The sequence below is a fragment of the Qipengyuania flava genome (genome assembly GCF_019448255.1).
Classification (GTDB): domain Bacteria; phylum Pseudomonadota; class Alphaproteobacteria; order Sphingomonadales; family Sphingomonadaceae; genus Qipengyuania; species Qipengyuania flava_A.
Genome location: NZ_CP080410.1, coordinates 2,209,143 through 2,221,034, shown reverse-complemented (window position 1 = coordinate 2,221,034; position 11,892 = coordinate 2,209,143). Strand labels below are relative to the sequence as shown.

The following is an 11,892-nucleotide window of genomic DNA, read 5'->3' as shown; positions in this document are numbered from 1 at the left end:
CGCTTGTCGGACGGGGCCCTTGAGATCCGCTTGCTCGGCCCCGACGATCACGCGCTCGTAACGCAGGCGCAAGGCCTCTTCGACAATCCGCCCATCGCCGACCAGACGCGCGCTTTCCTCGCCAGCGACCGCGATTACCTGTGGTTCGCGATTCTCGATGGGCAACCGGTGGGTTTCGTAAGCGCGACCTCAGTGCTGCACCCGGACAAGCTGCCGCACCTGTTCGTCAACGAACTCGAGACGCGTGACGGTTTTCGTCGGCGCGGGATCGCCACGCGCCTGATGCGCACGGTGCAGGGCTACGGGAAAGCGCATGGCCTGTGGCCGATATGGCTCGCGGCCGAAGGAGATGACGCGCAGGCAATCGCCTTCTACCGATCGCTTGGAGACATGGAGGAACGCGGCGCGACCGTGTTCGAATGGGAGTGACAATGAACGTATCCGAAGCCGTAGCCAGCCGCCGTTCCGTGCGCGCCTTTACCGACCAACCGGTCGAGCGCGAGGTGCTTACCCGCATCCTCGAAAAGGCGCAGCGCAGCCCATCGGGCGGCAATACGCAGCCCTGGCACGGCATCGTCCTCACCGGCGATCCGATGCAGAAGCTGTTCGACCGCGTCGCGCAGGACCTGCCCAAGGGACGCGAGGCCTTTGCGCCCGAGTATCATGTCTACCCGCCCGAGCTCGACGGCGCCTATGAACAGCGCCGCCGCGGGGTGGGCGAGGACATGTATGGCGCGCTCGAAATCTCCCGTGAGGAGAAGGGCAAGCGGCTGATGTGGTTCGCCAACAACTTCCGCGCCTTCGGGGCGCCGGTGCTGATGCTTGTCCATACGCCCAAATACATGGGCCCGCCGCAGTGGAGCGATATCGGCATGTGGATGCAGACCATCGGGCTCTTGTTGCGCGAAGAAGGGCTCGACTGCTGCTACCAGGAAGCCTGGGCGGTCTATTCGCCGCAGATCCGTGAAATGGTCGATATCCCCGAAGACCACACCTTCTTCTGCGGAATCGCCATCGGCCACCGCGACGAGGACGCGCCGGTGAACAATTTCCCCGTCGCGCGCGCCCCGATCGACGAGAGCGTGCGCTGGGAGGGTTGGCAGTAGGTCGCAGCGCTCGTAATGGCCTGCGCATGACCGACGCGCCGCTCAAGCTGTTCAACTCGCTCACCCGCGAGATCGAGACGTTCACCCCCGTCCACGAGGGCGAGGCGCGCGTCTATTCCTGCGGACCGACGGTCTACAATTACCAGCACATCGGCAACATGCGCGCCTATGTGTTTGCCGACACGCTGGGCCGCACGCTGCAGTGGAAGGGCTACACGCTCACTCACGTCGTCAACATCACCGATGTCGGCCACCTCACCTCCGATGCGGACGAGGGCGAGGACAAGATGGAGCGCATGGCGGCAAAGGAGGGCAAGTCCGCATGGGACATCGCGCGCTTCTACCAGGACGATTTCGAGCGTGACCTTGGGCGGCTGAACGTCCAGCCCAAGCAGCACCCGCGCGCCACCGAATATGTCGAGGCGATGATCGCCTGGGGCACCAAGATCGCCCCCGAACACTGCTACGAGCTCGACAGCGGGCTTTATTTCGACGTCTCGACCGTCGCCGATTACGGCCGCCTTGCTGGAGAAAGACGGGCCTATCTTGTCTCCGAGGCGGTGGATGGAAAGGAAATCCTCGATGTGCAGCTTGAGGCTGCAAGAAGCTCGGGCGAACGAAAGGTTATCGAGCGGGAGATCGAAGAGGACGCGAAAGCAGAAGCGGAGTTTGGGCGCATCGACACGGTCGAGGGCAAGCGCAACGCGGCCGATTTCGCCATCTGGCGCAAGACCCCGGCTGGCGAGACGCGGCAGATGGAATGGGATAGCCCCTGGGGCAAGGGCGCGCCGGGCTGGCACCTCGAATGCTCGGTCATGGGCGAAAAGCTGCTGGGCTTTCCCTTCGACATTCACACCGGCGGCATCGACCACCGCGAAATCCACCATCCGAACGAGATCGCCCAGAACCAGGCCTATTGCTGCTCGGGCGGGCTGTCGGACGCGGCCAATTCGGGCGCGAAGATCTGGATGCACAACAACTTCCTCGTCGAACGATCGGGGAAGATGTCGAAAAGCGCGGGCGAGTTCCTGCGGCTGCAACTGCTGGTCGACAAGGGCTACCACCCGCTCGCCTACCGCCTGATGTGCCTGCAAGCACACTACCGCAGCGAGCTGGAGTTTTCCTGGGACGGCCTGACCGCGGCGCTGACACGGCTGAAGCGGATCGTGATGCAGGTCGAGCGTTTGAAGGACGCGGACCCCGGCGATCTCTCTCACCCAAAGTTCGCGCCCATGCGCGAGAAGTTCGCTTCCGCCGTTTCGGACGATCTCAACACCGCGGTTGCACTGGTGGCCTTGGAAGAGGCGCTGGCGGTCAAGAAGGTGGATGGCGGGGTAAAGCGCGCCGTGATCGAGGACATGGACCGGGTCCTCGGCCTCGACCTCTTCGCGCTCACCCGCACCGACCTGCGCATCCGCCCCACGGGCGCGGCGATCAGCGAGGATGAAATCGAAGCCATCCTCGTCCAGCGCAAGGAAGCCCGGGCGGCGAAGGATTTCGCCACCTCGGACGCCCTGCGCGACAGGCTTGCGGAAAACGGCGTCGAAGCGATGGACGGCGACCCGCTTGGATGGGAATGGAAGCTATGAGCAAGGCCGATCCCCAGACGCTGCTCTGGCAGCACCTCAAGGATGCACCGCAAGGGCTGATGTTCGTGCGCGACCATCCGGCGGAGGAATTTGTCCTGCCGTTCTACTGCGAGGACGCGCATCTCGCGATCGAAGTGGACGACGATCCCTTCAAGCCCAAGGCCGACGGCGCGCGCGAGCGCTGGCAGGAACAGCACAAGGTTGACATCATGCAGGTGCCGCCCAGCCACGTACTGCGCAACGCCAGCGAAGTGGCCGAAGCGATCCTCGACATCGCCAGCCGCCGCAAGGAACGCTTTTCCAGCGGGCGCTGATGCGGCTCTGGCGACTGACCCGCGGGCCCTATGCCAAGCTCGACGGGGCCGGTGCCGAGCGTCACGGGGCGCGCTATTCCCCTCCCGGCCATCCGGTCGAACATTTCACCTCGGAAGCCGGTCTCGCCGTGCTGGTGGCCCTGCGCTACCTGCCGGAGGAGCCGGCCAAGCGGCCCACGGACTTCGTGCTCGGCTGGACCGAAATCGATGCGGTGCCCGAGCGCATTCCCGATAGCGGGGCAGACGAGGCGCCGATCCGCGCCTGGGTTGCCGACTGGCTCGAAAGCGGCCGCTCGCCGCTCGCCGCCATCGCCTCGCGCGTGCTGCCCGAAGGGGACATCATCCTGATGAACATGCGGCACGCGGTCGCGACAAGCGTGCCGCCCCTTACCCTGCGCCCTTTCGATTTCGGCACATGCCTCCATCGCCCGCCGATGCTGGACACATACCAAGGGTAGCGGGCGGTATCCGCGCTTGACCCGGGACCGGTGAGGTCTACAAGGGTTGCATGTTGCAACCTATCTCTTGGCTCGTACTCGCAGCAGTCCACGCTCTGCCCGCCTTGGCGCTCTTTCGTCCGGGGATGCTTACGACGCTCTACGGTATCGCGGCAAACGACCCGCTGTTTCTCCTCTTGCAACACAGGGCCGCGCTATTCCTGGCAGTATTCGCGGCGTGTTTATGGGCGGCGTTCGTGCCAGAAGGACGACGGCTTGCCGTCATTGTCACGGCAATCAGCATGGGTTCTTTCCTACTCCTCTACTTCGCCAATGGCGCGCCGCCTTCGCTTCGCCGGATTGCGATTGTGGACCTCGCCGGGTTGCCGGTGCTTGCACTGGCGGCATTTTTCGCCTTTCGTCCCACGCCATGACAAAAGCCGTCCTGTCCGCCCTGATCCGCCCGCTCGTCGAACCGCGCCTGCCCGATTGGGTCGAGCCGCTATGGTTCGCCAGCAAGGAACAGGCTCTGGAGTTTGCGCCGGAGGCGGAAATCGGCTGGTTCGACCTCAACGAAAAGGAACCGATGGTCGAGATCGCGCACGCCGCGACCAACCTCAAATGGATGAACTCGATCTACGCCGGCCTCGATTTCATGCCTCTCGACGTCTTGAAGCAGCGCGGGGTTGTCGTGACCAACGGGGTCGGGATCAACGCCATCACCATCGCCGAATACGTCGTGATGCTGATGCTCGCCCACGCCAAGGGCTACCGCGAGGTCGTGCGCGCGCAGGAGCGGCACGAATGGCTGCTCGACAGCCCGGGCAAGCGCGAACTTTCGGGCGAGCGGGTGCTGCTGCTCGGCCTTGGCGCAATCGGCCAGCTGGTGAAGACGCGGCTCGAAGCGTTCGACATGAAGGTCGTCCCCGTACGCCGTTCGGGTGCCGATGATGCGCTGAAGCCCGGCGAATGGCGCGGCCGGCTTGGCGAATTCGACTGGGTCGTGCTTGCCGTCCCCTCGACCGAGGAGACGAAGGGCATGATCGGCGCATCCGAGCTTGCGGCGATGCGGCCCAACGGCGTGCTGGTGAACATCGCGCGCGGCGATGTGGTGGATCAGGATGCACTGGTCGATGCCCTCAAGCAGAAGTCCATCGAGGCTGCGCTGCTCGACGTGACCGATCCCGAACCGCTGCCCGAAGACCACCCGCTGTGGGATCTTGAGGACGCGCAGGTCACCATGCACCTGTCGGGCCGGGCGCAGACCAAGATGTTCCAGCGCTCCGCCGATCGCTTCGTCGAGAATCTCGAACGCTGGCAAAAGGGTGAGCCGGTCGAGCCGCGGCTCGATCTCGACCTCGGCTACTGACTCGCCCCCTCCCGTCTGATAGGCCGCCTGCGCGACGTGTAACCGCACGCGCCATGGTCGCGAATGGAAGCCTGTCCCGACAAGGACAGGTCAGAGGGGGAGATTTGCGACACATGGCCGACACCCGAAAAGCATCCGACCTTTTCATCGAATGCCTCGAAGCCGAAGGGTGTGAATACATCTTCGGCGTACCCGGTGAAGAGAACCTCGACTTTCTCGACAGCCTCAGCCGATCGAAGCAGATCAAGCTCGTCCTGACCCGGCACGAACAGGGTGCCGGCTTCATGGCTGCCACCTATGGCCGGCACACGGGCAAGACCGGCGTGTGCATCGCCACGCTGGGGCCGGGGGCGACGAACTTCGTCACCGCCGCCGCCTATGCGCAATTGGGCGGCATGCCGATGATGATGATCACCGGGCAAAAGCCGATCAAGAAATCGAAGCAGGGCCAGTTCCAGATCCTGGACGTGGTCGCGATGATGGATCCGATCACGAAATACACCCGCCAGCTGCACTCGGGCGACAACATCCCGAGCCGTGTGCGCGAGGCCTATCGCCTGGCGGAAGAGGAAAAGCCGGGCGCGGTGCATCTCGAACTGCCCGAGGACATTGCCGAGGAACCGGCCGATGCGACGCCTATCGCGCGCAGCCTGGCCCGCCGCCCGAGCGCCGAACCCAAGGCCGTGGCGCAGGCCGTCGCGGCGCTGGAACAGGCGAAGAAGCCGATCCTCGTCATCGGTGCAGGGGCGAACCGCAAGATGACCGGCAAGATGCTCGGCGAATTCGTCGAGAAGACCGGCATTCCCTTCGTCACCACGCAGATGGGCAAGGGCGTGCTCGACGAGCGGCACCCGCTGTTTCTCGGCTGCGCGGCGCTTTCTGCCGGAGACTTCTGCCACCGCGCGATCGAGGAGGCCGACGTCATCGTCAACGTGGGCCATGACGTCATCGAAAAGCCGCCCTTTTTCATGCACGACAGCGGTCACACGGTGATCCATGTCAGCACCAAGACCGCCGAGGTCGACCCGGTCTATTTCCCGCAGATCGAGGTGATCGGCGATATCGCCAACGCCGTGTGGCAGATCAAGGAAGCGATCACGAAGCAGGACCACTGGGAAAGCGGTTCGCTGACCCGCTACCGCGAGGCCGAGGTCGCCCATACGAAGGACCTCGCCGACGACGCGCGGTTTCCGATTTTTCCGCCGCATTTGGTGCGCAGCATCCGCCAGGCCATGCCCGATGACGGGATCATCTGTCTCGACAACGGGGTCTACAAGATCTGGTTCGCCCGCTGCTACCAGGCGTACCTCCCCAACACCGTGCTGCTCGACAACGCGCTCGCCACCATGGGCGCAGGCCTGCCGAGCGCGATGATGAGCGCCATGCTCTATCCCGACCGCAAGGTGATGGCGATTTGCGGCGATGGCGGCTTCATGATGAACAGCCAGGAGATGGAGACTGCGGTGCGCCTTGGCCTCAATCTGACCGTGCTGATCCTGCGCGACGATGCTTACGGCATGATCCGCTGGAAGCAGGCGAACATGGGCTTCGAGGACTTCGGCCTGACCTACGGCAATCCCGATTTCGTCGCCTATGCCGAAAGCTATGGTGCGAAGGGGCACCGGGTCGAAAGCAGCGCGCATCTGCAGGACCTGCTCGCGCATTGCAGCAATACGCCCGGGGTGCACCTGATCGACTGTCCGGTCGATTATTCGGAGAACGACCGCATCCTCAACAGGGACATCAAGGAACTGAGCGCGAAGCTTTGAGATTGAAGGGGTGAAGGAGACACCATGCCCACGCTGAAGGACACCTACCCGCTCTACCTCAACAACAAGGCCGCGCAGCCCAACACCGACCTTGAGGTGACCGACAAGTTCACCGGCGAGGTGGCCTTTCGCACCGCGCTGGCCAGCCCGGAGATCATCGACGAGGCCATTGCCGGGGCCGTGGCGGCAACCGAGCCCATGGCGCGGCTCGCCAGCTACGAGCGGCAGGCGGTGCTCCAGCATTGCGTCGACCGCTTCACCGAGCGCTTCGACGAGCTTGCCTATGCGCTGTGCGTGGAAGCCGGTAAGCCGATCAAGGACAGCGAGGGCGAGGTCACGCGGCTGATCGACACCTTCCGCATCGCGGCCGAGGAATCGGTGCGCATGTATGGCGAGGTCATGCCGCTCGACATTTCCGAGCGCGCCAAGGGCTACCAGTCGATCTGGAAGCGTTATCCGATCGGGCCGTGCAGCTTCATTTCGCCGTTCAACTTCCCGCTGAACCTCGCCGCTCACAAGATCGCGCCGGCCATTGCGGTGGGCTGCCCCTTCGTCATGAAGCCGGCCTCCAAGACCCCGCTCGGCGCGATCATCATGGGCGAGGTGCTGGCGGAAACCGACCTTCCCGAAGGCGCTTTCAGTATCCTGCCCGCCAGCCGCGACGGGGCCGATCTCTTCACCGAGGACGAGCGCCTCAAGCTCCTCAGCTTCACCGGTTCGCCCGGCGTCGGCTGGGACTTGAAGGCCAAGAGCGGCAAGAAAAAGGTCGTGCTCGAACTGGGCGGCAACGCAGCGGTCATCGTCGACCGCGATGCCGATCTCGACGACGCGCTCGAGCGGATCATCTTCGGCGCCTTCTACCAGAGCGGGCAAAGCTGCATCGGGGTGCAGCGCATCCTCATCCGTGAGGAGGTCTACGACAGCTTCAAGGAGATGCTGGTCGAGAAGACCAAGACCCTCGTCGCAGGCGATCCCAAGGACCGCGATACTTTTATCGGGCCGATGATTTCCGAGAAGGAAGCAAGCCGCCTCAAGGGCTGGATCGACGAGGCGGTGGAAGGCGGGGCAAGCCTGCTGACCGGCGGCGCGTGCGAGGGCAACATGCTCGAAGCCACGCTGCTCGAAGGCGTGCACAAGGATGCAAAAGCGCTGAACGAGGAAGCCTTCGGCCCGCTCGCCATCCTGCAGAAGTTCTCCGACTTCGACGAGGCGCTGGCGGAAGTGAACCGCTCCACCTTCGGTCTGCAGGCCGGCATCTTCACGCGCGACTTGTTCAAGATGTTCGACGCCTGGGACCGGCTCGAAGTCGGCGGCGTGGTCATCAACGACGTCCCCAGCTACCGCGTCGACAACATGCCCTACGGCGGCGTGAAGGATTCAGGGCTGGGCCGCGAAGGCATCAAGTTCGCGATGGAGGACATGACCGAGATCCGGAACCTGGTGATCCGGCGTGGGTGATCGGGGTGGGGCCGCGTGTCGTCAGCCGAATAGCGGACGGTCGGCAAACGATCCGCTTGCGGACTCAAATCAGGACCCTAGTCTGATTTGATGACAATTGAGGATTTGAAAGCGCTCGAGGCTTTGGAAGAAGCTGCGACGACAGGGCCGTGGCACGTAAGACAGCTCGACGACGAGCTCTGCATGGGGGCTGTCGCGGTTTCCACACGCCCTGACACGGGTGAGAACGAGAGCATGAGATCAGGTTCTTGGCCGGGACAAGAGATAGTCGCAGCCTGTCTTATCCAGTCGCCAGCGTATGTCGTCCCAGCCGACGAAAAGTGGGAGCAAAATGCTCAGCTAATCGCTGCGGTTCGCAATGCACTGCCAGATCTAATTAGGCTTGCGAAACAAGGTCTTGAGCGCTGAAGACGAACGTCCGCTAACCACCCATTCCAGGCCTCTCCCGTGTAGATTGCTGCGCGCCTTCAGCAGACGTCCGCACAGATCGATTCACCCCTCCTCAAGCAGCAACAGCTCGCACTGCACCACCAGCCTCGGCTCCGGCAGCAGGCGGTGTTCGACTTCGGTCACGCCTGCATCGGCGACCAGCTGGCCGGGGATGGCGAATTCGTGGTCGGGCAGGGCGGCAACGAATTGCTCGCCTGCCTCTACTGCTTCCTCGCCGACGAAAAGCAGCGCGAGCGTGTGGCGCGTGCCGGCGAAGGTGATGCTGGCCCAGGCTTTCTCCGTGTGGGTGAGCACCTGTCCGCGGTACTCGTGCAACTCGGCGAGCGCGGCGCGCACGCGGTCGGCGGCGGTTCGGCGGCTGCGCGGGGGCGGGGCGAGGGGGGCTTCAACCGACATGGGCGATCTCCTGCACGGGCGCGGCGTCGCGCGCGGCTTCGAACCCGGCCATGAAGCCGCGGATGCGCTGCTCCGTCGGCGCGCGCGGTTCGCGGCCCATACGCAGATCGAGCACGAATCGCGGGTCATGCGCGGCGAGCCGACCGAACTTGGTCGCCGCCATATCGTGCTGGCGTAGGAATTTCTCGATCGTGCGGATCAGCATGGAACACTCCCCAAATCATTGCCGTATTTGACGAATCAGGCGATTCGTTCCGCTTATGTTCCAACTGAAATCCTACTTGTCTAGGAAAAATCCTATGCTATAGGAAATTTCATGGAAAACATCTCACGCGACGAACGTCATGCCCGCGGACGGCTTCAGGACCTGGCCAAGGCGCAGGGCACCAGCCTTGCCGCGCTTTCGCGCCTGATCGGGCGCAATCCGGCCTATCTGCAGCAATATGTGGCGCGCGGCAGCCCGCGGCACCTTGACGAGCCGGACCTGCGCAAGATCGCGGAATTTCTTGGCAAATCCCCGCGCGTGATCCAAACGCGGCCCTTCGACACCTCGCGCAGCACGGTGGCGGATTACGCGCCGACGCCCAGCCTCGACGACCTTGTTGAAGTGCCGCGCCTCGCGCTCGATGCCTCGGCCGGGCCGGGCGCGTTCTCGGCAGAGGAAATTTCCTTCGATGCCTTCCGTTTCAGCCGCCGCTGGCTGCGCGAAATGGGGCTGGAAGGCGCGGACCTTTCCGCGATCCGGGTTGAGGGGGACAGCATGGAGCCGACCCTGCGCAGTGGGGACGAAATTTTCGTCGACCGCAACAAACGGCAGGGCGAGGGAATCCACGTCGTGCGCATCGGCGATGCGCTGCACGTCAAGCAGGTGCAGGCCAGCGCGCCGGGCCGCATCACCCTCATCAGCGCCAACGACAGCTACGCCCCCATCGACCTCGCCCGCGAGGAGGTGGAAGTGATCGGCCGCGTGGTCTGGAAAGGGGGACGGGTATGAAAGGGCTCAAGAGCGCCTGCACTGGACAGGGATTGGTCGTGCTCGCTCTCCTTGTTTTCATTCCGGTCGGACTGGCAAAAGGGATGGTGATGGCAAGCTGGCTGCAAACGGCCGGTGCTTTCGCGGTCTTCTACTTGGTTCTGTTCATCGCGTTAGGCGGTGGCAAGGTGTCCAACGAAGTCTTCGGCTTCACCCTAATCTTCGGTATGTTCTCTGCCTGGCTAGGCGTGCCATTAGTCGCGTTGGCGCTGCGTGCATTGGAGCTGGTGTGATATCCTAGCCCGGCCGCTTCACGTAATCCTCCGACTGCAGCGTCATCATGTAGTCGGCGATGGTCTCGATATCCTCTTCGACCAGGTCGACATCCATCTGCATCGGGTAATTGTGCGCGTCCGACAGGAAGGTGACCAGCGTGGCGCGCGTCAGGCCCGGGCTGTTGGCGATATCGGCAAAGCCGGGCGCCTGCGGGTTGGGCGAGACGGCATTGTCGGTCACCGCATGGCACTCGCCGCAGATCGCCGTGACGTAATGCGGCGGCGCCTCACCGGCACTGGCGACGGCCGTCGTTGGGGCGGGCTCGGCGCCGTAGGTCTGGCAGCCGGCCAGCGCGAGCGCGCTCCCGAGAATCGCTAGCGGTGTTTTCATCCGACCTCTCCTTGTGGCCACTCACTAGCATCGTATGGCACTTGGCGCTTGTCTTCGGTCAAGAAGCCGCCCATTTTCTCCACCGATGACCGATACGACCGAAAAACCCGCAGGCCCGCCGATGCGCGCCGGAATCGTCCCCGTAACCCCGCTGCAGCAGAACTGCTCGCTGATCTGGTGCACGCAGACCATGAAGGGCGCGCTGATCGATCCGGGTGGCGATCTCGACAAGCTCAAGGCGGCGGTCGCGCAGACCGGGGTGGAGCTGGAAAAGATCCTCATCACTCACGGCCATATCGACCATTGTGGCGAAGCGGGCGTGCTGGCGAAGGAGCTGGGCCTCACAATCGAGGGCCCGCATGAAGGCGACCGCTTCTGGATCTCCCGCCTCGACGAGGACGGCGCGAAATACGGAGTGAACGGACAGGTGTTCGAGCCCGATCGCTGGCTCGACGATGGCGACACGGTGACAGTCGGCGAGCTGACGCTGGAGGTGATCCACTGCCCCGGCCACACGCCCGGCCACGTGGTTTTCTTCCACCGCCCGAGCAAGTTCGCGATCGTGGGCGACGTCTTGTTCCAGGGCAGCATCGGGCGCACCGATTTCCCGATGGGCAATCACCAGGATTTGATCGACGCGATCACGCAGAAGCTGTGGCCACTGGGCGACGACGTGACCTTCATCCCCGGCCACGGCCCGACCAGCACCTTCGGCCAGGAACGCAAGACCAACGCCTTCGTGAGCGATTACGCGCTTTCCTGAGGCGTGCGGGAAGCGCATCCGCGCTTCCCTTAGCTGTACCGCCCCGCTCCCCCACCCGGCCACCCACGGCACGGTATTCTATGGGTGGCCGGGTGGGGGAGCGGGTCGGTAAAGCAAGCCTTCGACGGATGTCGAAGGCGCACCCAACAAAGACTCCTTCTTACATCACACCCATCGCAATCAGCGCCGCCACGATGGCGAGGCCGAGCAGGGTGAGCATGGTGATCAGCGTGCCGATCATGCGCGGCTTGGTGCCGGTTTCGGCGTCCATGCCGAAGCCATGCGCGACCCGGCCGAGCATGTAGAGGCCCGCGACCCACGCCAGCCAGGGATCGCCCTTGCCGGTCAGCTCGATCGCCGCGATCAGCGCCAGCACGAAGGGCGTGTTCTCGACGAAATTCAGCTGCGCGCGCATCCGGCGCGTCAGCGGGCCGCCCGCATCGTCGCCGTGGATGGTCTTGGTGGCGCCGCGCATCTGTCCGACGCGCACGGCGAGCCAGATGTTGATGATGGCCGCTGCCGCCGCTGCGGTCAGTGTAACGGGCAGAAAAATTCCCATGCGATCCCTCCCTTGTGATCTCTCGTTTGCGAACCCATCTGCG

16 protein-coding genes are annotated in these 11,892 nt (G+C 64.0%); 12 read left to right on the top strand and 4 right to left on the bottom strand.

What is annotated here, in order from left to right:
- Window positions 1-3 precede the first annotated feature (3 nt).
- The 9 genes from KUV82_RS11035 to KUV82_RS10995 all read left to right on the top strand — a co-directional run bounded on the left by KUV82_RS11035 (window position 4) and on the right by KUV82_RS10995 (window position 8,042).
- Window positions 4-429: a GNAT family N-acetyltransferase gene (locus tag KUV82_RS11035; protein WP_219954320.1), complete on the top strand. Its 426-nt coding sequence runs from the start codon at window positions 4-6 to the stop codon at window positions 427-429.
- 2 nt (window positions 430-431) lie between these two features.
- Entirely contained in the window at window positions 432-1,106 is a 675-nt protein-coding gene (locus tag KUV82_RS11030) for a nitroreductase (RefSeq protein WP_219954319.1), read from the top strand.
- 26 nt (window positions 1,107-1,132) lie between these two features.
- Window positions 1,133-2,695 carry a cysteine--tRNA ligase gene (locus tag KUV82_RS11025; RefSeq protein WP_219954318.1) on the top strand — a complete coding sequence of 521 codons (1,563 nt, stop codon included), beginning with the start codon at window positions 1,133-1,135 and terminating at the stop codon, window positions 2,693-2,695.
- Window positions 2,692-3,009 carry an endonuclease domain-containing protein gene (locus KUV82_RS11020; RefSeq protein WP_219954317.1) on the top strand — a complete coding sequence of 106 codons (318 nt, stop codon included), beginning with the start codon at window positions 2,692-2,694 and terminating at the stop codon, window positions 3,007-3,009. Before KUV82_RS11025 ends, KUV82_RS11020 begins: the two co-directional genes overlap by 4 nt.
- The gene (locus KUV82_RS11015; protein ID WP_219954316.1) at window positions 3,009-3,467 is read left to right on the top strand and encodes an RES domain-containing protein; all 459 of its coding nucleotides are present in this window, start codon (window positions 3,009-3,011) and stop codon (window positions 3,465-3,467) included. The genes KUV82_RS11020 and KUV82_RS11015 overlap by 1 nt, the downstream gene beginning before the upstream one ends.
- Window positions 3,468-3,592: 125 nt before the next feature.
- Complete coding sequence (locus KUV82_RS11010) at window positions 3,593-3,880, top strand: hypothetical protein (RefSeq protein ID WP_219954315.1); 288 nt, start codon at window positions 3,593-3,595, stop codon at window positions 3,878-3,880.
- A complete protein-coding gene (locus KUV82_RS11005; protein ID WP_219954314.1) occupies window positions 3,877-4,815 on the top strand; it encodes a D-2-hydroxyacid dehydrogenase in 939 nt (312 codons plus the stop codon). The genes KUV82_RS11010 and KUV82_RS11005 overlap by 4 nt, the downstream gene beginning before the upstream one ends.
- A gap of 113 nt (window positions 4,816-4,928) precedes the next feature.
- Window positions 4,929-6,584 carry an acetolactate synthase large subunit gene (locus KUV82_RS11000; protein ID WP_219954313.1) on the top strand — a complete coding sequence of 552 codons (1,656 nt, stop codon included), beginning with the start codon at window positions 4,929-4,931 and terminating at the stop codon, window positions 6,582-6,584.
- A gap of 24 nt (window positions 6,585-6,608) precedes the next feature.
- Window positions 6,609-8,042 (top strand): aldehyde dehydrogenase family protein, encoded by a 1,434-nt coding sequence (locus tag KUV82_RS10995; RefSeq protein ID WP_219954312.1) that lies wholly within the window; start codon window positions 6,609-6,611, stop codon window positions 8,040-8,042.
- 492 nt (window positions 8,043-8,534) lie between these two features.
- Here the strand turns inward: KUV82_RS10995 and KUV82_RS10990 are convergent, their stop codons facing one another.
- Complete coding sequence (locus KUV82_RS10990; RefSeq protein WP_219954311.1) at window positions 8,535-8,888, bottom strand: hypothetical protein; 354 nt, start codon at window positions 8,886-8,888, stop codon at window positions 8,535-8,537.
- Entirely contained in the window at window positions 8,878-9,093 is a 216-nt protein-coding gene (locus tag KUV82_RS10985) for a hypothetical protein (RefSeq protein ID WP_219954310.1), read from the bottom strand. Before KUV82_RS10985 ends, KUV82_RS10990 begins: the two co-directional genes overlap by 11 nt.
- 111 nt (window positions 9,094-9,204) lie before the next feature.
- On the opposite strand from KUV82_RS10985, the gene KUV82_RS10980 reads away from it, so the two are divergent.
- Both KUV82_RS10980 and KUV82_RS10975 read left to right on the top strand, forming a co-directional pair.
- Window positions 9,205-9,882 (top strand): LexA family transcriptional regulator, encoded by a 678-nt coding sequence (locus KUV82_RS10980; protein ID WP_219954309.1) that lies wholly within the window; start codon window positions 9,205-9,207, stop codon window positions 9,880-9,882.
- Complete coding sequence (locus KUV82_RS10975) at window positions 9,879-10,154, top strand: hypothetical protein (protein WP_219954308.1); 276 nt, start codon at window positions 9,879-9,881, stop codon at window positions 10,152-10,154. The genes KUV82_RS10980 and KUV82_RS10975 overlap by 4 nt, the downstream gene beginning before the upstream one ends.
- 4 nt (window positions 10,155-10,158) lie before the next feature.
- Here the strand turns inward: KUV82_RS10975 and KUV82_RS10970 are convergent, their stop codons facing one another.
- On the bottom strand, window positions 10,159-10,527 hold the full coding sequence (locus tag KUV82_RS10970; protein ID WP_219954307.1) for a hypothetical protein: 369 nt from the start codon (window positions 10,525-10,527) through the stop codon (window positions 10,159-10,161).
- 121 nt (window positions 10,528-10,648) lie between these two features.
- Between KUV82_RS10970 and KUV82_RS10965 the strand changes: the two genes are divergently transcribed.
- Window positions 10,649-11,290, top strand: coding sequence for an MBL fold metallo-hydrolase (locus KUV82_RS10965; RefSeq protein WP_219956304.1), 642 nt, complete (start codon window positions 10,649-10,651; stop codon window positions 11,288-11,290).
- Between the two features lie 160 nt (window positions 11,291-11,450).
- On the opposite strand, the gene KUV82_RS10960 is transcribed toward KUV82_RS10965, so the two are convergent.
- Entirely contained in the window at window positions 11,451-11,849 is a 399-nt protein-coding gene (locus tag KUV82_RS10960) for an MAPEG family protein (protein WP_219954306.1), read from the bottom strand.
- Window positions 11,850-11,892: the final 43 nt, after the last annotated feature.